The organism is Billgrantia lactosivorans, assembly GCF_003254665.1.
GTDB lineage: Bacteria > Pseudomonadota > Gammaproteobacteria > Pseudomonadales > Halomonadaceae > Halomonas > Halomonas lactosivorans.
The window spans coordinates 1-24,648 of the sequence record NZ_QHGY01000007.1 but is presented as its reverse complement, the minus strand read 5'-3'; the positions used below and the strand labels follow the sequence as shown (position 1 = coordinate 24,648).

Here is a 24,648-nt window from a genome sequence, read left to right as displayed (position 1 = left end):
TCTGCACTGTGGCGCGTGCGCTCTACGGCGGGCTATATGAAAACGTAATTGCACAGAAACGTGTTTCCTGTGCTCCCGCCTAATGTTTGATTCCTAGTGACGCGAGCATTTCCGCTCTGGCCGCTTCCGCCTCTTGGCGAGTCACTGCCGGCGGTGGGCTCACGAAATGGTGGGCTGGAACGGGCCTTGTCGGCGATGTGTCACTTGGTGAATGGGACTTGTCCGAGTCCGAAGTGTCCGTGATGTAACGCTCACCACGGCGCTCTGCCTGTTGTTGAGCGAATCGGGTTGCACGGAATTCCCCCGTCTTGGCACGCCGTATCAATGCATGGAGGAGACCTCGCGGATTGTCGCTCTTGCCGGCGGCCACGCGTCCCGACGTTTCGTCCAAGACCGCCTGACGGATATCGTTGGGCAGGTCGCTCATTCCATCCTTGAGCACCCGCCTCTCATCGGCGCTCAGCTCGAGATGATCCGACCAGAACAGCTCGTGTCGCGAGTCCTGGTTTCCAATACTGGTACTCGTAGTAAGTATCTTACTACTACGTACTACTGTAGGGACTGAGTACGCGTCGCGAACTAAGCGATAAGGCATTGATTCCTCAATGAGTTCGCGTGGAGAACTGAGGTCAGTTCGCGAAGCAGGGCCACTTAGTTCGCGTGGAGAACTAAGTGATAAACCCTTGTTTTTCGACTGAGTTCGCGTGGCGAACTGTCGGGAATCGATCGCGAACTGTCCGTAATCACAAGGTGAACTTTGAGCTCTCTCTTGCGACTGCATCTCCTGGAAACGCCGAGACCGACGATTCAGCCTCGTCACCGGAGTAATGTCGGCGGCCAGGTCCGCGGCACCCGCATCGGAAAGGGCACCCGCTTCTTCGAGCTCGGCCCGCATGGTAATCGCGACCTCTCGCACGATGCGGTTCTTGTGACGACAGCTCTGCAAGACAAAATCGATGTAGCCGTCATCCAGCAGACTGGCTTCCGCTGTATCCACCGGCTCGTCATGCAGGACGTATACATTGCCGATAACCCGACCATTGGTTTCGTTCCTGGCGCGATGCGCCAGACTCAGCCACCGGGTCAATCGCAGCACGGCGATAACCCTCGCAACGGTTCCCCGGGAAGCCTGGCTATCGACGCCATTGCGCAGCAGTGGCTGGAGGTCGTCGTAGGTGGGGAAGGCTGTCGTGCGATCCGCATTGGCCAGTAAACGAATCATCTGCCAGCCAAGGATGTCGACGGCACCCAGACGACGATCGAGTAACAGCGCACGCGGCACGGTCTCGTGTGGATTACCCAGGAAGAGCAGGCCATCCGGACTCTCGTCGCCACTCTCCAGCGCCGAGGCATGAGGGCCTCGGCGCTGGGTAATGGCTGCTGCCGCGCGACCGACCAGAATTCGCCAGTCAGCTACATGGCGGCCCATACCCGCCCTCCCGTCAGTTGATTATCCTCGCTCTCGTCCTCCTCCGGCTCATCGTGGTGAGGGAGCTCGCTAAGCGGCTCATCCGGAGATGTCCAAGCCTTGACCAGATGCCAGACCACGGCCAAGGGGATCCCGGTCTCCTCAGCCAACACCATCATGCCCCGAATGTCCTCAGGCGCCCGTTGAGGATCCTGGGGCTCCTGAGCGATCTGCTGCCAGCGATGCCAGGCATCATGTTCATCCTCCTCCACGGGCATGGCCAGACGGCCCTGTCGCGTCTCGAGGCCCAGCAAGGAGCGGCGGGTCGAGCAATCATTACCGGTGAGACCAAAGAAGTCGCCCATCATCTGAACGCTCGCGCCGAGCGCCAGACAGCGATCAATCTGCAGCTCGCGATCGTGGTCCTGGGTCAATCGTCGCATGATTGCCAGCAGCATCTCGTGATCGACGGAGAGACGGCACACAGCGGGACCGTCACTAGCCAGCGATGCCAGATCCGTCGCGGACATGCGCCGCAGTTCACGGAGCTCATCATCGCTGAAGCCGAGGGCCCGGGCGCGGCGCATGTTGCCCTCCCTCACGTATCCAATCGCCTGGGCCAGCAGTGCATGAGTCAACGTCCGCATGCTCATGAGTCTTCGCCCCCTTCGCCAAGTTGTGCTCGCAGGGCGCGCATCAACCGCACCATGCGGTAAAGGCGCACCAGGATCTCGTCGGGCAAGATGTCGTCATTCGAGGCTGTACCCAGTAGTTCACCCATCAGGGTGACATCGATGGGATAAGCGGGATTCACTTCGCCGATCAGCCCCGCCAATAGCTGCCAGACCCGCTGGGCCCGGGGGCTCTGAACCTGCTCGTCCGAGAGCGGCTCGAGGTGGTACCCGAGGCCCTTGTAATGTGGCTTCACGTGATGCGGAATCACGGCCTGATGCTCGTGAGGAAGATTGATGCCGCCCCAGCGAGCGATGGCCACGGCGAAATAGCCGATCTCGGTGCGCATGCGGTCGGCGTCACGAAAGGCCGGTTCGATGGCCCAGATGTCCATGACCGGATAGATCGGTTCTGCCGAGCGCAGCGGCACGGCACGCAGGGCGTTGTCCTCGAAGTCGATGGGCTCCTCGCCCTGCTGGCGACTCAACCATTCGCGGGTGCGCCGGAAACTCTCCGTCTCTCCCGAGTCCTGGCTGTTTCCCAGGCTCAGGGCATCGAGGCGCCGCTGACACTCCTCGTCATTCAGCGGCTCGGACGGGGCAGCCAGAGGCATCGACAGTTCCGTGTCATCACCAACGTCGAAATCGGGCGCCGCTTGGAATGAGGACGGCGGGCTCTGCAGCGAGGCATTCTCCTGCTGCAGGCGTTCCACCTGTTGCCTCAGCTCCTCGAGCTCGTGTCGGGAAGTGGCCGCCGGTTGCTCTTCATCCTGCTGTCGGTTCGGGTCATCCATCTTCCCGTCGTTCCGGACAGTTGACGGAGACGGTGGCAAGGGGATGGAATCCGGTTCCTGCGGCTGGGTGGGTCTTGCATTCGCCCGCCGCCGGCCACTCTCCCCCTTGCTCTCTTCACCGGGCAGAGGCGGAAAATAGGTCAAGGGATGCGCATCGGGATCGCGCAAGCGTTCCATCTCCACATCAAGCGGCCGCCAGATATCCTCGTCGTGCTCCTCGAGTGACCAGCGCCGCTTGCGAAAATCGAGGATCGTCCGCAGCGCGTAATCGATGGGATTGAGGTGCGCCCCGGTGGCATCCTCGAGCATACCCAGCAGGCGGTCCTCGACGATGGACCACGGCAGTACCGTCTGGCCTTCGTGATCGAAGTAGGCCATGGTCTCGTGCCAGGCGGGACCGAAGTCGCTCTCGTCGACCTCGCAGCGCCGCCAGATTAGCAGGCAGGCCTCGCGGTAACCGATAAGTTTCTGGACTTGATCCTTGCCCATACCGCTTTCCAGCGTCAGGGGCAGCGTCGGCCAGAAGTGCTCGACCGTGTAGAGCATCTTGCTGATGTGACTTTGGTTCAGAGCAAACCCCAACTCTTTGGCACGCTTGGCCAATTCACGTTGGGAAAGCGTCCTGCCGGCCTCGGCCTCCAGCGTTTCCTTGAGTTGCTGGGTACCCAGCGACTTCTCGATCCAGAAGAGGTCGCCTCGGGTCTCATTCTCGGACAGGTGGCCGGCGAGGATATGCGCCTCGGAGACCCAGGGGCGAAAAATGCAGTGGAACTTGCGGAACCGCTCCTCGCCTGTCTCCTCGTAGAGCTCGCGCAGGATCTGCAGTCGGGTGTTGCCCCCGTCGCTGATCATGTACTTGTCATCGCCGGGACGCTGCGTGACCACCGGTGCATGCTTTAGCCCGACCTCGCGGATCGAGGCCTTGATCTCCTCGTATTTCGGGTTGCGCAGCGTCCGGGGGTTGCGGTCGTAAGGCCGCAGTTTGTCCAGGGTGACCTCGATCCCCTGCTCGGCCAGAGGCGGACCGACGGTCTCGACCGGCTCGCTCTGAAGGGCCGGTCCCGGCGTCCTGAGCTTTTCCATCAGCTCCTCCTGGGAGGGGTGCCTATGTTTACTCATGCGATGAATCCTCCTTGAGCGTCAGCACCTTACCCGGCGCTGGGTCCAGCAGGTGTTCGATTCGCCGAACGAACCGGAGCAGGTTGTGAATGATTGGGGTCAGTTCCCGGTCGGGTTCGCCGGTGAGGCGACACTCGTCGCGACGCAGGGCGATCAGACTGCGATCGACCTCGCCAAGGGTGTCGAGGATAACGAGCATCAGTTGGCGATCCGTCAGTTCGCTCATTTCCAGGACCTGCCAGCGCAGGCGTTCATGGGGTGTACTCAGGCGGCAAGTAGCGGCCTGCAGCAGTACCCGACAATCGGCCAGCAGGGAGAGCGTCTGGTGGTTGTGACGGGTCTGGCGATGAGGGCGCACCTCGAGCCAGGCCTGGAACCGGTCACGGAAGGCGTCGAGATGCTGGGTGCCTACTCCTAGTGTCATGACGTTCCACCGAGGGATCTCGAAGTATCGGCATCCCGTCGACAGCGGCTGTCGATGGAGCTTGATGAGGTCAGCCATGGGTCAGTCCCTCTCGTTGCGTCGACGTCACGCCCGCAGAGCGCTTGCTATCGCTGGGTGTGAACCTAGTGAACACTGGGGAGCATCCGGACTTGCTGAGCTTTACGTTGCCACCCCGAGTACGCTCGACACTCCAGCCGTGTGCCTCGGCATAGCGCACGACGCGCTCGATCCCACGTTTAGTTCCGCGAAGGTAATCAACCATGGCGCACCTCCCGGCAGTCCGCCCCGCTGATCTCTTCCAGGAACCGCTCGCCGAGACGGGTGACGGGGCACACGTAGATGGCCCAAACCAGCTCGCCATCTTCGGACGGCCCGCTTGTCAGCAGCCGATACCCTTCGGGAGGTGTCACGCCATACAGTTCGGGAGATTCCGTACAAGCGAGCTCCCCGGCCTCATAGCGGTCCGCCATAGGGGACTCGAAGGGGTTGGCGGTCAGAATTTGGGCATCAAGTCCCAAGGATCGCAGCAACAGGGGGCGTGACCAGTCCATGTAGACGATCGGCTCTGCTCCCAGAACGGTTTCGATAAGGGTCATGAGAGATGTCCTCCCTGCTGCCTCCCGCGCCGCCCGGTCTTGGCGATCTCCAGTGCCGCTTCCAAGTTATCGGCATCGCCCCACCACGTTGGGCGGCCCCAAGTGCCGCCATCGATGAGCAGTGATAGGCCAGGCCGTCGGAGGACGTAATCTTCCACCCAGTGGACATACACGGTGCTGGAGTCGTTGAGGGTCTCGCTTCTCATTCCCGGTCCTCCGTGTTGACCTCGAAGCCCAGCAGTCTCATCGCCTCTTGCCTGGCGCGCTCCCTCGACAGCGGCTGCGAATAGGCCTGACGCTCCATGGCTGGATAGCGATGCGGCATAGTGCGGGCCAGAGCCAGCAAGAAAGCGAGTTGACTTACTTCAGGAAGCTGTTGGAGTTTCATATCGTCACCTCCCGATGTTTCCATTCCAGGGTCTCGAATCGGGTACAGTCGCCCTGGAACACGAGATTGACGGTGCCGATCGGCCCGTTGCGCTGCTTGCCGATGATCAGCTCGGCAAGCCCCTGGTTATCGGGGTTATCCGGGTGGTACACCTCATCGCGGTAGACGAAGGCGATCACATCGGCATCCTGTTCGATGGCTCCGCTATCACGCAGGTCTGCCATGCAGGGCCGCTTGTTGGGGCGGGTTTCGAGCTGACGGTTGAGCTGCGAGAGGGCGATCACCGGCACGCGGAGATCCTTGGCCAGCTCCTTGAGGATCCGGCTGATCGTGCTGATCTCGAGGTTGCGGTTCTCGCCGCCCGGCTCATGGAGCAGTTGCAGATAGTCGATGAGGATCAGGGAGGGGTGCCCATGACGCCTCGCCAGGCGTCGGGCGCGAGCCTTGAGGGACGAGGCTGAGATGCCCGACTCGTCATCGATGAACAGCCGTCCCTCCAGTTTCTTCACCCGCGCCACGGCGGCGGTGAGCTTCGGCCAGTCCTCATCTTCCAGCTTGCCGGTACGCAGTTTCTGCAGCGACAGGCGGCCGACGCTGGCCAGCAAGCGCAGCATCAGCTGTTCCTCGGGCATCTCCAGAGAAAACACGAACACCGGTCCTCGCGCCGCGATGGCCGCCGAGAACAGGGCGTTCTCGATTAGATTCAGACCCAGGGTGGTTTTGCCCTGAGAGGGTCGTCCGGCGAGGATGATCAGATCGGCGGGCTGCCAGCCGGCGGTCATGGCATCGAGATCGGCGAAGCCCGTCGGGACGCCAGTGATGCCACCGTCGGACTGGCACGCGGCATCGATGACATTCACCGCACGGCTGAGCATTACGCTGACGCTGCTGGGCTCCTGCGGCTGATCCTCGACGATGCGGAACAGCTCCCGCTCGGCCTCCTCGATGATGACACTTGCCGACCGTCCCTCGGGATTGAGGGCCTGTCGGTTCACCTCCATGCAGGTGTGCGACAGCTGCCGAAGCTGGTACCGATCACGGATGATGCCGGCATAGACCACGGCATTCGCCGTGGAGGCGGTGTTGCGCGCGAGCTCGGCGAGGAAGGTCAGCCCCCCGATGCGCTCAAGCTGGGCGTTGGCCTCTAGGGCCTCCGAAAGGGTCACCACGTCCATGGGGGTGCCTTCATCGCCCAGTTGCCGCATCGCGTCGAAGACCAGACGGTGCTCCGGGCGGTAGAACATGGCACTCGACAGTCGATCGGCCACATCGTCCCAGATGGCATTATCGAGCATCAGGGCGCCCAGCAGGGACTGCTCCGCCTCGACGCTGTGCGGCGGCAAATAGCCGAACAGGGCCGCGTTGGTGGCCGGCATGGTGAGGGTGTCAGTGGCAGACATGACACAGCCCCCCCTTGCTGGGGGACAGGGCGTCAATGGCCTTAGCCCAATCCGGATTGATCTCCTTGACCATGGCCTTGATCAGGTCGGCACCGGCGGGAGTGACGCGCCTGGCGGGTTTGACCGGTTCGAATCGATGGATTGGCTCCCCCGCGGCCCCGGCCATCTTGAAGGACGCCAGCAAGCGGATGTGGGCGTCCATGACATGGACGCGCAGATCGTTCTCGAACATGCCGCGCAGACTCTGGGTGATGTCGCGGGCATTGCGGGTCTCATCGAGGCGATTGAGGAGCAGCGAGAGCGGCGGAACAGAGAGTGAGGTGTACCGGGTGAGCGTTTCCAGCTCGTCCAGCATGCCGATCGTGCCGCGCACGAATTCACGAGCCGACAGGAGGTCGGGCGTGATCGGGGAGAGGAGATGATCGGCCGCCAGCACGGCCGCCTCCAGGGTGATGGAGCGTGCGCCCTGGGTGTCGATCAGGATGGCATCGTAGTCGGCGAGGGCGCCGCTACCGAGGAGATGCGAGAGCCGAAAGCGCCCGTCTGGGGCGTTGAGCAGCAGCTGGGGGAGCTGCCCCTGGTAATCGTTGGACACGATTATGTCGAGCCCGTCGATCGCCGTGCGCGAGACAATCCGCTCGGGGCGGGTTTCGTTGAGTGCGATCAGTTCATAGATACCGCCGGGCGCGTGGGCGGTGATCGGGTAGTAGCTCGACAGCGACGGTTGGCTATCGAGATCGATAAGCAGGACATGGAGCCCTGCATCGGCCAGCAATCCGCCGGTGTTGGCGGTGGTCGTGGTCTTGCCCACGCCGCCCTTAGTGGAAAGTATCGCGGTAATACGCATGCCAAATCCCCGTTCCTGTTGGACAGAACGGTGATCAACGGACTGTTTGGCATTGCGTCACAGGTGGGAGGCTGTGACTGATCTGCGAACCCTTCGATGCCCCGAGATGGTGCCGGCACCAGGAGTCGAACCCGGGACCTACTGATTACAAGTCAGTTGCTCTACCAACTGAGCTATGCCGGCTCGGGACCGATCCAGGCGAGATGCAGATCGGATAGGGTTGGCGTGGCTGGGGTACCAGGATTCGAACCTGGGAATGCCGATACCAAAAACCGGTGCCTTACCACTTGGCGATACCCCAGCAGTGTGGTGGCCAGAGACGGAATCGAACCGCCGACACGGGGATTTTCAATCCCCTGCTCTACCGACTGAGCTATCTGGCCGCTGCCAACGGTGCGTATTAAACAAGATCATCCTTGCAGCGTCAAGCCTTTCGTTTCATGCAGATGCCGTGATCCAGGCTAGCGCTCGGGCGGTACATAGCCCTCCGCCTGGTCGGTCTCGCGATTGTCGAGAAAGCGCTCCATCTGCTCGTTGAGGTAGGCCCGGGCCTCGGGATCGAGCATGTTGAGGTGCTTCTCGTTGATCAGCCGGGTCTGCAGCGCCTGCCACTCCTCCCAGGCGCGCTTCGATACGCTGGCCTGGATCTCCTGGCCCTTCTTTCCCGGCAGCGGCGGGAACGGCAGCGCCTCGAGCTCCTGCTGGTACTTGCGACAGAAAACGGTCTGGCTCATGACGTACTCCTCGTCGTGTAGGTAGCCGGGCGCTCAGGGCCCCTGCGGGGCGCTCAGGGCGAACGGAGCGAGCGAGGCGAGCAGCGACTTGACCGGCGCCGCCAGGCCGATGCGCCCGGGGTTGCCTGGATCGTACCAGCAACGTCCCTCGCCCACCGAATCCAGCCCGTCGATCCGCGCCGGCTGCGGGGTGATCTCGAGCCTGAAGTGGCTGAACGTGTGGTGGAAGGTCGCCCAGGCCGGCTCTAGCTCGGCCCGCGGGGCGTGCGCGCCGAGCCAGCCGCGCAGCGCTTCCCGGTCGTCGAACTGGGGCAGGCTCCACAGGCCGCCCCACAAGCCGCTGGCGGGGCGCTGCTCGAGCAGGACCCGGCCCCCGGCGTCGCGCAGCACCAGCATCTGCGTGGTGCGCGTCGGCAGCGCCTTCCTGGGCTTCGATTCGGGGAAGCGGCGTGGCTCGCCGCGGGCATGGGCCACGCAGACGTCGGCGAACGGGCAGCGGCCGCACTCGGGGGTGCCGCGGCGGCACAGGGTGGCGCCGAGGTCCATCATGGCCTGGGTGTAGTCGGCGACGCGCTGCCCGGGGGTGTAGTGTTCCGCCAGCTCCCACAGCCGGCGCTCCACCGCCGGCCGCCCGGGCCAACCCTCCACCGCGTGCAGGCGGGCCAGGCTGCGCTTGACGTTACCGTCGAGGATCACCGCTCGCCGGCCGGTGCTCTGGGCGATGATGGCCCCGGCGGTGGAGCGGCCGATGCCGGGCAGGGCCGCCAGCGCCTCGTGGCTCTCCACCGGCAGCTCGCCCGCGTGCTCGTGCATGACCCGCCGGGCCGCCTTGTGCAGGTTGCGTCCGCGGGCATAGTAACCGAGCCCTGTCCACAGGTGCAGCACCTCGTCCTGGGTGGCCGCCGCCAACTCGGCCAGGCCGGGAAAGCGCGCCATGAAGCGCTCGAAGTAGGGTATCACGGTAGTCACCTGGGTCTGCTGCAGCATGATCTCGGAGACCCAGACCCGGTAGGGCGTGCGCTTGCGCTGCCAGGGCAGATCGTGACGCCCCTCGCGGTCGAACCACCCCAACAGGCGGCGCTGGAACACGGCGGCGTCGAGCACCGGCGCAGGCATTTCACTCATGAACCACCTTCACGCAGACGTGACGAAAAAAAGCGCCGACGGTGAGTCGGCGCAGGGACTGGCTTGTTGGTGTTCAATTCAACAGACCACGCAGGGTGTCGCGAAGTTCCCGACCGGCCCCCTCTCCCAGGCGCTCCTCGAGTTTCTCGAGCGGGCGCTCCAGGCGTTCCTCCAGTTCGTCGCCGGCACGCCGGGAGACCTCGTCGCGCAGCAGCTCGGCCAGGGTCCCCTGGAAGGCTTCACGGTCGAAGCGGCACCATTCGCCACGCTCCCCGGACAGCTCTCCACTGCAACGCACCGGCAGGGGCACGCGTTCCAGCCGCGGGTTGACCGTGCAGGCCGCATCCGCGCCGTCGACGAAGCGGGCGGCGGCGCGCAGGTCGAAGCGCTCGCTGCCCAGATCGAACTCGCCGCTGCCGCCCAGCTCGATGCCGGGGATGAGCACCAGGATGTCCTCGCTGCGGACCACGCCATCGGTGATGCGCAGGCTCGCTTCGGCGCGCTCGAAGCGCGTATCGGCACTCCACTCTCGGCTCGTCTCGCTGCCCTCGACCGCGGCCGCCAGCGAACACAGCTCCTGCGACACGTTGACGTCGAGCACGGCGCCCTCGTCGATGTGCCCCGCCAGGCGCCCGTTGAGGTTGCGCTTGAGCGCCGGCCAGCGGTTGTCGCGCGTCTCGAGTTCGCCGTCGAGCGTGAGTCGACCGCGCAGCGGCGCCGGGGCGTCGTCGTCGTCGTTCAAGGCCTGGAGCAACGGCTCCAGGCGCACCCGTGAGAGACTGGGCCGTAGCTGCCAGCGAATCGGCTCGCGGGTCAGGTCGAGAGCGCCGCTGGCGCTCAGCTCGCCGTCGTAGAAGACCGATTCGAAGCGATCCAGGCGCTGCTCGCCGTCGCTGCCGGAGAGAGCCAGCTCTACCTCGGTGAAGTCGAGCCCGGACAGGCGCAGCTGCGCCAGGTCGAGCTCGCCGTCCAGGGCCAGCTGGCTCAGCCACTCGACGGGCACCAGCGTGGCAGCATCCTGAGCGTAGGCCTTGTCGATGCCCGGGAGGTCGCGCCGGGCGGCGCTGTCGTCGACGGGCTCGGCCGGGGGCAGGTAACGGTCCAGGTCGAGACGGTCGCCCTGCAGCTCGAAATCGACCAGCTGGCCGTCGAAGCCAGTGGTCAGCCTGCCGGTGAAAGTGCTGCCATCGAGCACCATGGTCAGGCCCGCCAGCTCGAGGCGCTTCAGGTCGCCCCTCACCGGGCTGGTGAGCGCCACGTCGGCGAGCGCTTCCGGGTCCGCCATCTCGGACATCTTGTCGAGGCGCGAGAGCCAGGGGCGCAGCGAGAAGGGCGCCACGCTGACTTGGCCGCTGTAGCTGGGCGACTGATCGAGGTCGGCCAGGTTGAGATGCCCGCTCACGCTCAGTTCATCGGGCCCGGTCAGCTGCAGGTCGCGCAGCTGTGCCGTGCTCTCCGCCAGGTCGGCATCCACTTCCAGCGCCAGCGCCAGGGGCACCGGCTCCTCGCCCAGGCCGGGATGCTGTAGCCCGGCCTCGAGTCGGCCCTGTTGCAGCTGCAGACGCTGCTGCGACAGATCCAGGATCAACTGCTCCCCGCTGAGATCGACCCGCTGCCGGCCCTCGACGCCCGACAGGGCGCTGGCGGTATTGAGCTTGAGCCCCTCCAGCAGGTAGCGTCGCTCGGAGAGGACGAGGCGCATTCGCCCCTCGAGCGAGATGTCGCTTTCCAGGGATGGGCTGCGCTCCTGCTCCCGCCAGTCGAGTGAGGGATGGGAACTCAAGCGGAAGGAGGACTTGAACGGAAAGGCGCGCTGGGGATTGACGTTGGTGCCGGAGAAATCGATCTCTTCGACCATCCACTCGGTTCCCTCCGCCAGGTCGCGGTACCTCGCCGCACCATTGCGCACCTGGACGCTGGCGATGTTGAGCGCCACGGCGAGGTTCCCGCTCTCCCGGCTGGGCCCCGCGCTGGCCGGCGCCAGCGCCGACTCCGCCCCTTCGCGGCGCTCGTCGAGACGCTGTAGCAGTGTTTCCCAGTTGCCGCGCCCCTGCTCGTCGCGCGCCAGGCTCAGTTGCATGCCATCGAGCGTCAGCCCTTCGATGGCGATCTCGCCACGCAGCAACGGCGCGAAGGCAAGGCTGACCTCGGCATGGGCGAAGGCGAGAAACGGTGCCTCCTCGTCGCTCTGCTCGGGGAGGCGGCCTTCGGCCTGCTCCACGCTCACCCCCAGGCGCGGATAGAACGACCAGGAGAGCGGCCCGTCCAGGGTCAGCTCCAATCCACTCTGCTCACGCACCACCTCGACCAGTCGCGGCTTGAAGTCCTCGGGGTCGAGAAAGGTCGTGACATAGACCACGGCCGCCGCCACCACGACACCGAGTACCCCGATGGCGGCCAGCAGCATCTGCAACAGTCGCTTCATGGATTACCGCCTCCTTGCAGCGGTGGAGCCAATACGAAATGGTCGCCGGTGATATCCAGGCGATACCCCAGACGCGTCAGCAGCACCTGATCGGCGACCGGCAGCTGCCAAGAGTGCGTGCGCAGCTCCCGGCCCGCGGTGCGGGCGGCATCGCTGACCAGCGCCAGCAGACGCGAACCGACACCGCGCCGCCGGGTGGCCTTGCGCACGCACAGTTCCGATAGCCACCAGGCCTGATCGTCGGCGCTCACCGCCACCGCGCCCAGCAGGCGATCGTTGAACCGTGCGCAGGCGAAGAAGTGGCCGGCCTCGAGGTGCTCGCGGAGGAAGGCGTCCACCCCCCTGCCCAGTCGCTCGACCGGCGCATCGGCATAGATTCGCTGCAAGTCGTGCTGCACCTGTGGGTCGGACGCCCAGACGCTCTTGTCTACGTGGTGAAGCGTTACCGGCATGGCGGTCTCCCTGCGCCGCGGCATGGAGCCGCCGCTGTGATGGGCGCATTGTAGCGGATGGGGGGGACGATTCTCTATAATGGACGGCCCATGACGGCAAGCGCAGTGGCTTGCCCGCCCGGGAGCCGCCTTTGGCCGCGCCGGGCCCATACCATGCGACGCGCACCAGCGCCAGAGAGAGTCCGACATGTCCGAGCGAATCGCCACGGTAACCCGTGACACCAAGGAGACCCAGATCACGGTCACCGTGAATCTCGATGGCGAGGGTCGGCTGAACTGCGAGACCGGCGTGCCCTTCCTCGACCACATGCTGGATCAGGTGGCGCGCCACGGCCTGATCGACCTCGACATCAAGGCGGTGGGAGACCTGCACATCGACGACCACCATACCGTCGAGGACCTCGGCATCACCCTTGGGCAGGCCTTCGGCCAGGCCATCGGCGACAAGCGCGGCATCCACCGCTATGGCCATGCCTACGTGCCGCTGGACGAGGCCCTGTCGCGCGTCGTGATCGACTTCTCCGGCCGCCCCGGGCTGTACATGGACGTCGAGTTCACGCGTGCCACGATCGGCCGGCTCGATACCCAGCTGTTCTGGGAGTTCTTCCAGGGCTTCGTCAACCACGCCCGCGTCACGCTGCACATCGACAACCTGAAGGGCTTCAACGCCCACCACCAGGCCGAAACCATCTTCAAGGCCTTCGGCCGCGCCCTGCGCATGGCCGTGGAGCCCGACCCGCGCATGGCCGGGCAGATGCCGTCCACCAAGGGCTGCCTGTAGCGCAGACGAGCGAATCAGAAAGGAGCCGCCATGACCATTGCCGTCATCGACTACGGGATGGGCAATCTGCACTCGGTTGCCAAGGCGCTGGAACACGTCACCCACGAGCACGTGGTCATCACCCGCGACCCACGCCGCATCCAGGGTGCCACCCGCCTGGTCCTGCCCGGCCAGGGGGCGATCCGCGACTGCATGGGGGAGCTCGAGAAGACCGAGCTGCGGGGACTGGTACAGGAGCTGCTGGCCAAGCAGAGCAAGCCGTTGCTGGGTATCTGCGTCGGCCAGCAGATGCTGCTCGACCACAGCGAGGAGAGCGGCGGCATCACCTGCCTGGGCTTCCTCGCCGGGGAAGTGAAGCGCTTCCCCACCGACATGGTCGATGACCGTGGCAGCCGCCTCAAGGTGCCGCACATGGGCTGGAACCTGGTGCGCCAGTACCACGAGCATCCGCTGTGGCAGGGTATCGACCAGGACGAGCACTTCTACTTCGTGCACAGCTACTACGTGGCGGCAGAGGATGACGCCTGCGTCTACGGCACCACCCGCTACGGGCATGTCGATGCCCATGTGGCCATTGGCCGTGACGCCACCTTCGCCGTGCAGTTCCATCCGGAGAAGAGTTCACGGGCCGGACTCAAGCTACTGGAAAATTTCGTCACCTGGGCGCCCTGAGGCTCCACCAGGTCATCCAGGCGCAGCGTTCATTTTCCGCCGGCCTGGCCGCCCGACAACCCGGCGCCGCGAGCGCACCGAGAGGACACGACATGCTGGTAATTCCCGCCATCGATCTCAAGGACGGCAAGTGCGTCCGCCTCAAGCAGGGGCGGATGGACGAGGCCACCACCTACGGCGACGACCCGGTTGCCATGGCGGCGCGCTGGGTCGAGGCCGGGGCGCGCCGGCTTCACCTGGTCGACCTCAACGGCGCCTTCGAGGGCAAGCCGATCAACGGCGAGGCGGTGACCGCCATCGCCCGGCGCTGGCCCGAGCTGCCCATCCAGATCGGCGGCGGCATCCGCAGCGCCGATACCATCGAACACTATCTCGCCGCCGGGGTCTCCTACGTCATCATCGGCACCAAGGCGGTCAAGGAGCCGGCCTTCGTCGGCGAGATGTGCCGCGCCTTTCCCGGCCACGTGATCGTCGGCCTCGATGCCCGCGACGGCTACGTCGCCACCGACGGCTGGGCCGAGGTCTCCCAGGTCAAGGCGGTGGATCTGGCCAGGCGCTTCGCCGACGACGGCGTCTCCAGCATCGTCTACACCGACATCGCCCGCGACGGCATGCTGAACGGCGTCAACGTCGAGGCCACGGCGGCCCTCGCCCGCGAGGGCGGGCTGCCGGTGATCGCCTCGGGCGGGGTGACCGACCTCGACGACCTGCGCGCCCTGGTGGCCGCGGGCGAGCCGGGCATCCTCGGCGCCATCACCGGCCGGGCCATCTATGAAGGCAGCCTCGACGTGGCCGAGGGCCAGAAGCTGTGTGACGAACTGACTGCAGGGCTCGACCGAGCCGGGAGCTGAATCATGGGACTGGCCAAACGCATCATCCCCTGTCTCGACGTCGACGCCGGGCGCGTGGTCAAGGGCGTCAACTTCATCGGCATCCGCGACGCCGGCGACCCGGTGGAGATTGCCCAGCGCTACAACCTGCAGGGCGCCGACGAGATCACCTTTCTCGACATCACTGCCAGTCACGAAGACCGTGACACCACGGTGGAGATGGTCGAGCGCATCGCCGGCGAGGTATTCATCCCCCTGACGGTAGGCGGCGGCATCCGCACCTGCGACGATATCCGCACCATGCTCAACGCCGGTGCCGACAAGGTCTCGATCAATACCGCCGCGGTGAACAACCCCGACTTCGTGCGCGAGGCCGCCGACCGCTTCGGCAGCCAGTGCATCGTGGTGGCGATCGACGCCAAGCGCGTTTCCGCCGAAGGCGAAGCGCCGCGCTGGGAGATCTTCACCCACGGCGGGCGGCGCCCCACCGGGCTGGACGCCGTGGCCTGGGCAAGGAAGATGGTCGAGTACGGCGCCGGCGAATTGCTCTTGACCAGCATGGACCGCGACGGCACCAAGGCGGGCTTCGACCTGGGCGTGACCCGCGCCATCAGCGATGCCGTGACGGTGCCGGTGATCGCCTCGGGCGGCGTCGGCAATCTGGATCACCTGGTCGACGGGATACGGGAGGGTGGCGCCGATGCAGTGCTCGCCGCCAGCATCTTCCACTTCGGCGAGTACACTATCCCCGAGGCCAAGCGCTACATGGCCGAGCGTGGCATCGAGATGCGCCTCTGAGGCGGCGGCGAGGAGCATGCGCGTGCGGGCCGTAGGCAAGGCCATAGGGCGCCGGAGCGCTGCAGCCCTGGTCGCGGCCGTGCTGTCCTTGCCGGTGTGCCAGGCCGCCCAGCACCCGAGCTGGCCTCCGCGGCTCGAACTCGATCACGCGCTGCTGCAGACCAGCCTCGTCACGCGGCACTTCGACTCCCAGCCCGATCACAACGACCGCCAGGAACTGATCGGCCTCGAGCTGCACAACCCGCAGCGCTGGCTGGTCGGCGCTGCCCGCTTCCTGACCTCCTTCGACCAGGAAGCCTTCTACCTCTATGGCGGGCGCGAGTTCCCCCTCTGGCATCCGAGCGATAACGTCACCGTGCGCGCCAAGCTGACTGCCGGGCTGCTGCACGGCTACCGCGGCGAGTACCAGGACAACATTCCGTTCAATCGCTACGGGACGGCACCCGCCGCCCTGCCCAGCGTGGGCCTGCAGTGGGGGCGCGTCGAGGTCGACCTGGTCGTGTTCGGTACCGCCGGCGCCATGATCATCGGCGGTATCCGGTTCTAGGCGTCGGCCCTTCCGCGCCTAGCCGGCCTCGAGCCCCAGATTGCTCACGCCGTCGTTGCGCCCCAGGCGCCGCAGCGCCTTGAGCGCCTCGCGGTCTAGCTTGCCCTCCGCCGCCTCGAGCACGGCGTCCTGGAAATCGTTCTCGTCCGCCATCAGGGGATGCTCGCGCACCAGCTTCGCCAGCCGGCCGGCATCCTCCTCGCCCTCGGTCAGCTCGATGTAGGCGCGCACCCCGCCCTTGGAGATCCGGCTGACCTCGAGCACGGCGTCGGGAGATCCGCCACGCAGGGTGTCGAGCAGCGAGCTCAACGCGACCACCACTTCCACGGCGCGACGGGCGCCGAAGCTGTCGTCGTCGGCCGGTGGTTCGAGTTCGGCAAGCTTCTCGGCCTGGCGCTCGAAGTCGATGCGCGCCTCGCGCACGCTGAGCTGCTCCCATACCAGGTCGAGGATCGCACGCAAGCCGGCCGGATTGCCGGACCCCGTCATCTGGGCGTAGAGGGCGTAGTTGGGCAGCAGCCGCTCACACAGCGCCGCCATGAAGGCCTGCTGTCGATCCGGCGAGAGCGCCTGCAGCCGCTCATGAAAGCCCGCGGATGGCTGGCTCATGGATTCTCCTCGTGAATTGACGGTCAGATGAAAGGTATGGGACGCCTTGGGCTCATGGCCACAGCGCCTCGGGCGCCACGCGCCCCCGCGCATCGAACAGCACGCCCTCGGCGACCAGCCGTTGGCGCTGTTCGAGGGCGCCCGGATGGTCGGCCACCCGACGCGATGCGGTGATCACCCGAAACCACGGCAGGCCATGGTCGTCGGGCAGCTCGCGCAGCGCCCTGGCGACCAGGCGCGGCGTAGCGCCCTCGGTCATGGCGGCGATGCGACCGTAGGTGGTCACCCGCCCCGGCGGTATCGCGGCCAGGATGGTCAGGATCTGTTCCCGCAGTGCCGGTTTCATGTACGCTGCCGCTCCCTTTTCGCATCTCCTGAATGGCGAGGTCTCCATGCACCTGCATCTTCTCCAGCACAGCCCGCTCCATGGCCCAGGCCGCATCGCCGACTGGCTGACCAGCATGGGACACAGCCATACCGTCTTCCATCTTCACGCCGGGGAGGCGCCCCCGAGCCTGGCCGACGGCGATGCACTGATCCTGCTCGACGGTCCCATGGACATCCTCGACGACGAGCGCCATCCCTGGCTCAAGCGCGAGCGCAAACTGATTGCCAGGGCGCTGGACGGCAACAAGCCACTGCTGGGCATCGGCATGGGCGCCAGGCTGATCGCCGCCGAGCTCGGCGCCACGGTGGGCCGCGGCACCTACGCCGAGGTCGGCTGGCACGAGGTGACGCTGGCCCCCCAGAGCCCCTTCGACCTGCCGGAGCGCTTCACCGCCTTCATGTGGCATCGCGACGTCTTCGCCCTGCCCGACGACGCCTTGCCGCTGGGCGGCAGCCCCGGTAGCCCGGTGCAGGGCTTCGCCTGGGATGCCGGGCGAGCGCTCGGGCTGCTGTGCCATCTCGAGATCACCCGCGCCGGTGTCGACGCGCTGCTGGCGAGCAGCGAAAGGCCGGAAGGCAGCGAGGCGAGCCCCCATGCCCAGCCCGCCGAGAGCATCCTGGCCGATGCCAGGCGCTTCGACCGCCTGGCGCCGCTGCTCGATCGCCTGCTCAGCCAGTGGCTACGCGGCGCCGCGGCCTGAGGTTCAGGCCGGCTGGGCCTGTCCCGAGGACTCACGCGCCGCCTGCGCCGACCACGTGCGTGCGGCTTCCAGGCAGCTGTCCCAATCGCCGACGTGCAGGAATCGCTCCGGGTCGCGCTTCTCCAGCTGGTAGCGGTACATGGGGTCGTAATATTCCGTGAGCAGCGGCGCCAGCCAGGCCTCGTGGGCCTGCCGGTTACCGCGCTCGTGCTCGCGAAAGGCGAGCTGCTGAAGCCGCTGGAGGCGCGCCAGGCGGGCATGGCCCAGGCGCTTCTTCAGCCTCGCCAGCGCCGTCGAGAGCTGCTTGCGCATCAGCGTCCAGCCCAGCCACTCGCCGCACTGATGGCGATAGATCGCCCAGAGATCGTCGATGTAGTCCTTGCGGATCTGGACCAGGCGCCAGTCGAGGGGCATCTCCACGCGCAGCCGAGGCGCACGCTCCATCGCGCGCCAGAAGGCGAGCGGCACGTTGGCCGCGCCGATATGGCGCGACTCGTCCTCCACCACCAGCGGGCCGGGGAGTTCGAGCAGGCACCTCCCCATGGCGTGCTCGAAGTCGATCTGGCTGGGTGCCGGCAGCGGATGCCGGCCGAAGGCCGAGCCCTTGTGCCGGGCGCAGCCCTCGAGGTCGAGGCCATTGGGCAGCGCCTGGATCAGCGCCGTCTTGGCGCAGCCGGTGAGCCCGCCGACCACCAGCAGTGGCCGTTCGGCTGCCGTGTCGATGCGCTGGCACAGCGCCTGGCGCATCGCCTTCCAGCCGCCGCGGATGCGCGGACGCACCACGCCGCTCTCGGCCAGCCACTGCTGGGCGATCTGCGAGCGCAGCCCGCCGCGGAAGCAGTAGACCACGGCATCGGGATGTGCCTCGACCATGCCCCGCCAGGCCGCGATACGCGCCGCTCGGATGCCGCCGCTGACCAGCCGCTGCCCCAGCTCGATGGCGGCCTGCTGGCCACGCAGCTTGTACTCGATGCCTACCAGGCGACGCTCCTCGTCGTCCATCAGCGGCAGGTTGACCGCCCCGGGCAGGCTGCCCTGGGCAAACTCCACCGGCGCGCGCACATCGATCAGTACCCGTCCCTGGCGCAGCAGGGAGAGCTCGGGCTCGATCAGCGGCAGCGTCACCCACGCACCTCGATCAGGGCCTGGCCCTCGGCCTTGACCACCTCGCCGAAGGGCGCCAGTTCGATGCCGTGCTCGCGACCGATGCGCTCGACGTCGTCTTCCCACGAGGGGTGCACCGAGATCAGCAACCCGCCGGAGGTCTGCGGGTCGCACAGCCACTGCCAGTGCGGCTCGTCCATGTCCTTGAGCGCCGCTCCCAGGGCGTTGCGGTTGCGGCCGGTGCCGCCGGGTACCGCACCGCGGCGGCGATACGCCTCGGCCTCGGCCAGCCGCGGCAGGCGGCGGAAGTCGATGCGCGCAGCCACGCCGCTGGCCTGGCACACCTCGGTGAGATGCCCCGCCAGGCCGAAGCCGGTGACGTCGGTCATGGCATGCACGCCCTTGACCTTGGCCAGCGCCATGCCGATCTGGTTGGGCTTCAGCATGGTCTCGCGGGCCAGGTTCTGGTGGCCGGACTCCAGCAGCCCCTGCTTCTCGGCGGTGGTCAGGAAGCCGACGCCCAGCGGCTTGGTCAGGAACAGCAGGTCGCCGACCTGGGCGCCCTTGTTCAGCTTCAAGTGCTCGAGATCGACCAGGCCGTTGACCGCCAGGCCGAAGATCGGCTCCGGCGCATCGATCGAGTGGCCACCGGCCAGCGCCAGGCCCAGCTCGCGGCACACGCCCTGGGCGCCGGCCACCACGTCCCCGGCGATCTCGGCCCCCAGCTTGTCCAGCGGCCAGCCGAGGATGCCAAGCGCCAGGACCGGCCTGCCGCCCATGGCGTAGACGTCGCTGATGGCATTGGTCGCGGCGATGCGACCGAAATCGAAGGGGTCGTCGACGATGGGCATGAAGAAATCGGTGGTGGCGATCATGCCGCGGCCATCGCCCAGGTCATACACGGCCGCATCCTCACGGCCCTGGTTGCCCACGATCAGACGCGAATGGGTGGCCCCCGGCCCGGCCTTGGCCAGGATGCCGTCGAGTACATCGGGGGCAATCTTGCAGCCACATCCGGCACCGTGGCTGTATTGGGTCAGGCGAATCGCGCTCATCTCGTTCTCCTTGGCGGTCGTATCGTCATTCTATCGCAGTGAGCGGTGCTTTCTCACAGCGCCTCGAGCGCATCGGCCAGCTTGTCCACGGCGACGACCTCCATGCCGTCGGGCGCTCGCTTGGGCGCATTGGCCCGCGGCACGATGGCGCGGGTGAAGCCGTGCTTGGCCGCCTCGACGATACGCTCCTGGCCGCTGGGCACGGGCCGGATCTCACCGGAGAGCCCCACCTCGCCGAAGGCCACCAGCTCGCGCGGCAGGGAGCGGTTCTGCAGGCTCGACACCACCGCCAGCAGCACGGCCAGGTCGGCGCTGGTCTCGAGCACCTTGACCCCGCCGACGACGTTGAGGAAGACATCCTGATCGCCGGTGAACAGCCCGCCATGGCGATGCAGCACTGCCAGTAGCATGGCGAGGCGATTCTGATCGAGGCCCACCGCGACCCGCCGCGGATTGCCCAGCGCCGACTCGTCGAGCAGCGCCTGCACCTCGACGAGGAGCGGCCGCGTGCCCTCCCACACCACCATCACCAGGCTGCCCGAAGCCTGCTCCTCGCTGCGGGAGAGAAAGATGGCGCTGGGGTTCTTCACCTCCTTGAGGCCGTGCTCGAGCATGGCGAAGACGCCGAGTTCGTTGACCGCGCCGAAGCGGTTCTTCTGGCCACGCAGGGTACGAAAGCGCGAGTCGGCGCCGCCCTCGAGCAGCAGCGAGGCATCGATCATGTGCTCCAGCACCTTGGGACCAGCCAGCGTGCCATCCTTGGTCACGTGACCCACCAGCAGCAACACGGTATTGGACTGCTTGGCGAAGCGTGTCAGCACTGCGGCGGACTCGCGCACCTGAGCCACGCCACCGGGGGCCGAGGCAATATCCTCCAGGTGCATGGTCTGGATCGAGTCGATCACGAGTATCTCGGGCCGCTCGCGCTCGGCCACGGCGAGCACCGTCTCGACGCTGGTCTCGGCCAGCATCTTGAGTCCCTGGGTAGGCAGCTGCAGGCGATGCGCCCGCATCGCCACCTGAGAGAGCGACTCCTCGCCGGTGACATAGAGCACCTTGCGCGCCTGGGCCAGCTTGCAGGCGGTCTGCAGCAGCAGGGTCGACTTGCCGGCGCCGGGATGGCCGCCGAGCAGAACCGCCGAGCCGGGCACCAGGCCCCCGCCTAGCACGCGGTCGAACTCCCCGAAGGTGGAGGAGAGCCGAGGCACCTCGGTGAGGTCGACGCTGCCAAGGTCGACGACCTCCTTCGACAGGCTGCCGGCATAGCCGCTGCGGCCGGCACCGCTCGCCGACGCCGCGCCCGGGCGCGGGGCGCTCAGCCGCACCTCGCTGAGCGTGTTCCACTCCAGGCAGCTCGAACACTGCCCCTGCCACTTGCGGTACTCTGCGCCGCACTCGGTGCAGACGAAGGCGCTCTTCGCTTTGGCCATGCTGGCCCCTCTCAGGCTTCGGTTCGGCCCATTCTACCAGGCCAGCCAGACGCGCGAAGGCGGCCCGCAGGCCGCCTTCGCTTCCGCTCGCGCCAGGGCTTACTGGCGCTGCAGCTGCAGGGCTTCGTTGTTCTGGAAACGACGCCGCTGAGGGTCGATCAGCTCCAGGGTCTGGTCGTCGACGCGCAGGAAGTAGTAGACCTGGCCCTCGCCGTCCGGTGTCAGCTCGTACACGGTGGCATCGGGGTCGACGGCGGTCCCGCTGAGCACTTCCCAATTGCCCGCATACTCTTCGTCGGGCGGCTCCTGGGGATGCTCCTGGTAACTGGCACGCAGGTCGAAGGTTCGCTCCTCGAGCGCTGCCTGCTCGTCACCTCGCAGCGTCACGCTCAGGTCGATACCCGCGCAGTTGCGGCAGGGCAGGGTACCTTGGTAAACGACTTCGGCATCGTCCATTGCCATGTCGGCACGGTCATCAGCCGGGCCGGCCGCACAACCGGCCAGGAAGGCCAGCATGGCCGAGCCAGCCAGCAGAGTCCTTACTTGCATTTGCACACTCCTAACCTATGGGTTTGTCGCCAAGTACCATGTCAGCGTATGTCACAGCATAACCCCTCAAGCCGCTGGCAGACAGCCTCCTCTGCCCTGGTCCGTCATGTTCGCTTCAGCCCGTCCCTGAAAGCACGTGCGTAAAGACCAGCGCCAGCACGATGGGCATTACCACCAGGCTGCCCAGATTGCCGATGAGCACCAGCGAGGCCACCTTGTGCGGCTCCTGCCGATACTGCTCGGCCACCAGATAGTTGAGCACGGCGGGAGGCAGCGCGGCAAATACCCACAGCGTTGCCGCCTGCAGCCCCGTCAGCTCGAGCCACAGGATCATCGGCGCGGCGAGGACCAGCCCCGAGAGCGGGCACAGCACGGCGCCGAGCAGGCCGGTCTTCCAGTCGCCGAAGTCGATATCGAGCATGCGCACGCCGAGGGCGAACAGCATCAGGGGAATACACACCCCGCCCAGCATGTGCAGCGCCTCGAGCAGCCAGCCGGGCAGCGGCATGCCGCCCAGGTTGACGCCCAGGCCCGCCAGGCTCGCCAGCACGATCGGCATGCGCAACAGCCGCCACAGCGGCGTACGGGGGCTGAGCATGTAGAGCCCCACCGAGAAGTGCAGCAGCATCTCGACGATGAACACCACCACCGCGGCGGGCAGTGCCGCATCGCCGAAGGCGAGGACCAGCAGCGGAATGCCCATGTTGCCGGAGTTGTTGAACATCATCGGCGGCAGGAAGGTCTTGGTGTCCAGACCGAGCAGCCTGGCCAGCGGCCACAGCACCACCCCGGAGCCCAGCACCACGACGGCCGCCCCCAGCGCCAGGCCGGCGTAATCCGCCAGCGGTGCCTGCCGATCCGCCAGCACCGCGAACACCAGCATGGGCACGAAGATCTCCATGTTGAGGGTGTTCAGGCTGCGAATGTCGGGCGTGCGGAAACGGCCGTAGAGGGTACCGCAGCCGGCGATCAGGAAGACCGGCAGCAGGGTGGCAATGATCTGGGCGGTCATGTCTCGGTTCCAGCATCCACGCGAAAGCGCCTAGGCTAGCACGCTAGTGGCTTGCGCGGTCAGCTCGCAGCGGTCAACATGGCCCGACGTCCTGTCCCAGCGAGAATCGAGACACCATGAGCCAGTTCTGGAGCCCGGCGGTGCGCGAGCTGACGCCCTACGTCCCCGGGGAGCAGCCGCGCGAGAAGCTGATCAAGCTCAATACCAACGAGAACCCCTACCCGCCGGCCCCCGGCGTCGAGGCGGCGCTGCGCGACTACCCGGTCGATCACCTGCGTCGCTATCCCGACCCGCAGTCCCTCGCGTTGCGGCAAGCGCTTGCCCGGGAGCATGGCGTCGAGGTGGGGCAGGTCTTCGTGGGCAACGGCTCCGATGAAGTGCTGGCCCTGGCCTTCCAGGCCTTCTTCTGCCACGACCGCCCGCTCGAGATGCCCGACATCACCTACAGCTTCTACCCGGTCTACTGCAAGCTGTACGCCATCGAGAGACGCAGCCTGCCGCTCGACGACCAGTGGCGCGTCGACCTGGACGCCTTCGCTGCCGATAGCGGCGGCATCATCTTCGCCAATCCCAATGCGCCGACGGCGCATGGGCATCCGCGCGCCGCCATCGCCAGACTGCTGCAGCGTGTGACGGAACCTGTGGTGCTGGTCGACGAGGCCTATGTCGATTTCGGCGGCGAGAGCGCCGTGCCGCTCATCGAGCGCTTCCCCAACCTGTTGGTGACCGGCACGTTCTCCAAGTCGCGCAGTCTGGCCGGCCTGCGCCTGGGCTACGCCATCGGTTCCCGCGAGCTGATCGAGGGGCTGGAGCGAGTCAAGGACTCCTTCAACTCCTATCCCGTCGACAGCCTGGCCAGCGCGCTCGGTATCGCCTCACTGGCGGATCGTGAGCACTTCGACGCCTGTCGGGAGCGAGTGATCACCACCCGAGAGCGCACCGTACGGCGGCTCACGGAGCTCGGTTTCGACGTTCTGCCCTCGCAGGCCAACTTCCTGCTTGCGCGCCACCCCGGGCACGATGCCGCCCAGCTCTTCGTCGGCCTGCGCGAGCGAGGCATCCTGGTACGCCACTTCAACACCGAGGCGCTGCGCGACTTCCTGCGCATCTCGATCGGCACCGACGACGAGATGGACAGCCTGGTCGAAGCCTTCGAGCTGCTCTGTCGTTGATCTATCCCGGGGCGCCGCAAGGCGCCCGTCCCAGCCGAGGTGCCCTATGTCCACGTCGCCCCTCCCGCTGACGGGAGTCCATCACGTCGCCCTGATCACCAGCGACTATCCCAGGGCCAAGCGCTTCTATCTCCATGTGCTGGGCGCCGAAGTCCTCAACGAGACCTACCGTGCCGAGCGCGACAGCCATAAGCTGGACCTGCGCCTGCCGGGCGGTATCCAGTTGGAACTCTTCTCCTTTCCCGAGCCGCCGGCCCGCCCCAGCTACCCCGAGGCCTGCGGCTGGCGTCACCTGGCCCTGGCCACCACCGATCTGGACGCCTGCGTAAGTACGCTCAGGGCACACGGCGTGGAACCCGAACCGGTGCGCACCGACGCGCTGACAGGATCCCGCTTCACCTTCCTGAGCGACCCCGACGGCACCCCTATCGAGCTTTACGAACGAAATTGACAGGCAAAGAAAAACCCCGACCAGATGGCCGGGGTTTCTGAAAAGATGCCTGACGATGTCCAGGGCGGCTCCCCGCTACTCTCCGTGGGAGGCCCCTAAACGGCGAAACCCAGCCTCTTTCGAAGCTGGGTTTCTGAAAAGATGCC

Annotated in this window: 27 protein-coding genes and 3 tRNA genes; 8 read left to right on the top strand and 22 right to left on the bottom strand. The window is 66.3% G+C overall.

Going from position 1 to position 24,648, the window contains the following annotated elements; genetic code table 11:
• Positions 1-79 precede the first annotated feature (79 nt).
• The 15 genes from DIS04_RS20495 to DIS04_RS14415 form a co-directional block, all read right to left on the bottom strand.
• Positions 80-1,429 carry an STY4528 family pathogenicity island replication protein gene (locus DIS04_RS20495; protein ID WP_162623078.1) on the bottom strand — a complete coding sequence of 450 codons (1,350 nt, stop codon included), beginning with the start codon at positions 1,427-1,429 and terminating at the stop codon, positions 80-82.
• Positions 1,414-2,061 (bottom strand): DUF2857 domain-containing protein, encoded by a 648-nt coding sequence (locus tag DIS04_RS14490; RefSeq protein ID WP_111414504.1) that lies wholly within the window; start codon positions 2,059-2,061, stop codon positions 1,414-1,416. The genes DIS04_RS20495 and DIS04_RS14490 overlap by 16 nt, the downstream gene beginning before the upstream one ends.
• On the bottom strand, positions 2,058-3,956 hold the full coding sequence (locus DIS04_RS14485; protein WP_162623077.1) for a ParB family protein: 1,899 nt from the start codon (positions 3,954-3,956) through the stop codon (positions 2,058-2,060). The genes DIS04_RS14490 and DIS04_RS14485 overlap by 4 nt, the downstream gene beginning before the upstream one ends.
• Before the next feature lie 28 nt (positions 3,957-3,984).
• Positions 3,985-4,416, bottom strand: a complete 432-nt coding sequence (locus DIS04_RS20490) for a hypothetical protein (RefSeq protein ID WP_162623076.1) — start codon at positions 4,414-4,416, stop codon at positions 3,985-3,987.
• A gap of 275 nt (positions 4,417-4,691) precedes the next feature.
• Positions 4,692-5,033, bottom strand: coding sequence for a hypothetical protein (locus tag DIS04_RS14470; RefSeq protein WP_111414500.1), 342 nt, complete (start codon positions 5,031-5,033; stop codon positions 4,692-4,694).
• A gap of 202 nt (positions 5,034-5,235) precedes the next feature.
• Positions 5,236-5,421, bottom strand: coding sequence for a hypothetical protein (locus DIS04_RS14460; RefSeq protein ID WP_111414498.1), 186 nt, complete (start codon positions 5,419-5,421; stop codon positions 5,236-5,238).
• Positions 5,418-6,821, bottom strand: a complete 1,404-nt coding sequence (gene dnaB / locus DIS04_RS14455) for a replicative DNA helicase (protein WP_245904574.1) — start codon at positions 6,819-6,821, stop codon at positions 5,418-5,420. The genes DIS04_RS14460 and dnaB overlap by 4 nt, the downstream gene beginning before the upstream one ends.
• A complete protein-coding gene (locus DIS04_RS14450) occupies positions 6,808-7,668 on the bottom strand; it encodes a ParA family protein (protein WP_111414496.1) in 861 nt (286 codons plus the stop codon). The genes dnaB and DIS04_RS14450 overlap by 14 nt, the downstream gene beginning before the upstream one ends.
• 107 nt (positions 7,669-7,775) lie before the next feature.
• Positions 7,776-7,851: transfer RNA gene (locus DIS04_RS14445), tRNA-Thr, on the bottom strand.
• Between the two features lie 43 nt (positions 7,852-7,894).
• Positions 7,895-7,969, bottom strand: a tRNA-Gln gene (locus DIS04_RS14440).
• Between the two features lie 6 nt (positions 7,970-7,975).
• Positions 7,976-8,051 (bottom strand) — tRNA-Phe (locus DIS04_RS14435).
• Between the two features lie 78 nt (positions 8,052-8,129).
• Entirely contained in the window at positions 8,130-8,402 is a 273-nt protein-coding gene (locus tag DIS04_RS14430) for an oxidative damage protection protein (RefSeq protein WP_111414495.1), read from the bottom strand.
• 33 nt (positions 8,403-8,435) lie between these two features.
• Complete coding sequence (gene mutY, locus DIS04_RS14425) at positions 8,436-9,527, bottom strand: A/G-specific adenine glycosylase (protein WP_111414494.1); 1,092 nt, start codon at positions 9,525-9,527, stop codon at positions 8,436-8,438.
• 73 nt (positions 9,528-9,600) lie between these two features.
• The gene (locus DIS04_RS14420) at positions 9,601-11,952 is read right to left on the bottom strand and encodes an AsmA family protein (RefSeq protein WP_111414493.1); all 2,352 of its coding nucleotides are present in this window, start codon (positions 11,950-11,952) and stop codon (positions 9,601-9,603) included.
• The gene (locus DIS04_RS14415; RefSeq protein WP_111414492.1) at positions 11,949-12,404 is read right to left on the bottom strand and encodes an acetyl-CoA sensor PanZ family protein; all 456 of its coding nucleotides are present in this window, start codon (positions 12,402-12,404) and stop codon (positions 11,949-11,951) included. The genes DIS04_RS14420 and DIS04_RS14415 overlap by 4 nt, the downstream gene beginning before the upstream one ends.
• Positions 12,405-12,591: 187 nt before the next feature.
• On the opposite strand from DIS04_RS14415, the gene hisB reads away from it, so the two are divergent.
• From hisB to DIS04_RS14390, 5 genes are all read left to right on the top strand, one after another.
• Complete coding sequence (hisB, locus tag DIS04_RS14410) at positions 12,592-13,185, top strand: imidazoleglycerol-phosphate dehydratase HisB (RefSeq protein WP_111414491.1); 594 nt, start codon at positions 12,592-12,594, stop codon at positions 13,183-13,185.
• 30 nt (positions 13,186-13,215) lie between these two features.
• Positions 13,216-13,857 (top strand): imidazole glycerol phosphate synthase subunit HisH, encoded by a 642-nt coding sequence (gene hisH / locus DIS04_RS14405; protein ID WP_111414490.1) that lies wholly within the window; start codon positions 13,216-13,218, stop codon positions 13,855-13,857.
• Between the two features lie 92 nt (positions 13,858-13,949).
• Positions 13,950-14,708, top strand: a complete 759-nt coding sequence (gene hisA, locus DIS04_RS14400) for a 1-(5-phosphoribosyl)-5-[(5-phosphoribosylamino)methylideneamino]imidazole-4-carboxamide isomerase (RefSeq protein ID WP_111414489.1) — start codon at positions 13,950-13,952, stop codon at positions 14,706-14,708.
• 3 nt (positions 14,709-14,711) lie between these two features.
• Positions 14,712-15,485, top strand: coding sequence for an imidazole glycerol phosphate synthase subunit HisF (gene hisF / locus DIS04_RS14395; RefSeq protein WP_111414488.1), 774 nt, complete (start codon positions 14,712-14,714; stop codon positions 15,483-15,485).
• Positions 15,486-15,564: 79 nt separating this feature from the next.
• The gene (locus tag DIS04_RS14390) at positions 15,565-16,032 is read left to right on the top strand and encodes a hypothetical protein (protein ID WP_245904573.1); all 468 of its coding nucleotides are present in this window, start codon (positions 15,565-15,567) and stop codon (positions 16,030-16,032) included.
• Between the two features lie 18 nt (positions 16,033-16,050).
• Here DIS04_RS14390 and DIS04_RS14385 read toward each other — a convergent pair whose 3' ends face one another.
• The gene (locus DIS04_RS14385) at positions 16,051-16,641 is read right to left on the bottom strand and encodes a YjaG family protein (protein WP_111414486.1); all 591 of its coding nucleotides are present in this window, start codon (positions 16,639-16,641) and stop codon (positions 16,051-16,053) included.
• A gap of 52 nt (positions 16,642-16,693) precedes the next feature.
• The gene (locus DIS04_RS14380) at positions 16,694-16,987 is read right to left on the bottom strand and encodes an MGMT family protein (protein WP_111414485.1); all 294 of its coding nucleotides are present in this window, start codon (positions 16,985-16,987) and stop codon (positions 16,694-16,696) included.
• A gap of 46 nt (positions 16,988-17,033) precedes the next feature.
• Here DIS04_RS14380 and DIS04_RS14375 point away from each other — a divergent pair, with 46 nt between their 5' ends.
• Positions 17,034-17,729, top strand: coding sequence for a type 1 glutamine amidotransferase (locus DIS04_RS14375; protein ID WP_111414600.1), 696 nt, complete (start codon positions 17,034-17,036; stop codon positions 17,727-17,729).
• Positions 17,730-17,732: 3 nt separating this feature from the next.
• Here DIS04_RS14375 and mnmH read toward each other — a convergent pair whose 3' ends face one another.
• The 5 genes from mnmH to DIS04_RS14350 form a co-directional block, all read right to left on the bottom strand.
• The gene (mnmH, locus tag DIS04_RS14370; protein ID WP_111414484.1) at positions 17,733-18,854 is read right to left on the bottom strand and encodes a tRNA 2-selenouridine(34) synthase MnmH; all 1,122 of its coding nucleotides are present in this window, start codon (positions 18,852-18,854) and stop codon (positions 17,733-17,735) included.
• The gene (gene selD / locus DIS04_RS14365; protein ID WP_111414483.1) at positions 18,851-19,888 is read right to left on the bottom strand and encodes a selenide, water dikinase SelD; all 1,038 of its coding nucleotides are present in this window, start codon (positions 19,886-19,888) and stop codon (positions 18,851-18,853) included. Before selD ends, mnmH begins: the two co-directional genes overlap by 4 nt.
• Before the next feature lie 53 nt (positions 19,889-19,941).
• Complete coding sequence (radA, locus tag DIS04_RS14360; RefSeq protein ID WP_111414482.1) at positions 19,942-21,318, bottom strand: DNA repair protein RadA; 1,377 nt, start codon at positions 21,316-21,318, stop codon at positions 19,942-19,944.
• Positions 21,319-21,417: 99 nt separating this feature from the next.
• Positions 21,418-21,867, bottom strand: a complete 450-nt coding sequence (locus tag DIS04_RS14355; protein ID WP_111414481.1) for a copper resistance protein NlpE N-terminal domain-containing protein — start codon at positions 21,865-21,867, stop codon at positions 21,418-21,420.
• Between the two features lie 115 nt (positions 21,868-21,982).
• Positions 21,983-22,879 carry an AEC family transporter gene (locus DIS04_RS14350; RefSeq protein WP_111414480.1) on the bottom strand — a complete coding sequence of 299 codons (897 nt, stop codon included), beginning with the start codon at positions 22,877-22,879 and terminating at the stop codon, positions 21,983-21,985.
• Positions 22,880-22,995: 116 nt separating this feature from the next.
• Here DIS04_RS14350 and hisC point away from each other — a divergent pair, with 116 nt between their 5' ends.
• Entirely contained in the window at positions 22,996-24,051 is a 1,056-nt protein-coding gene (gene hisC / locus DIS04_RS14345; protein ID WP_111414479.1) for a histidinol-phosphate transaminase, read from the top strand.
• Positions 24,052-24,097: 46 nt separating this feature from the next.
• Entirely contained in the window at positions 24,098-24,502 is a 405-nt protein-coding gene (gene gloA2 / locus DIS04_RS14340; protein ID WP_111414478.1) for an SMU1112c/YaeR family gloxylase I-like metalloprotein, read from the top strand.
• The last annotated feature ends 146 nt before the right edge of the window (positions 24,503-24,648 follow it).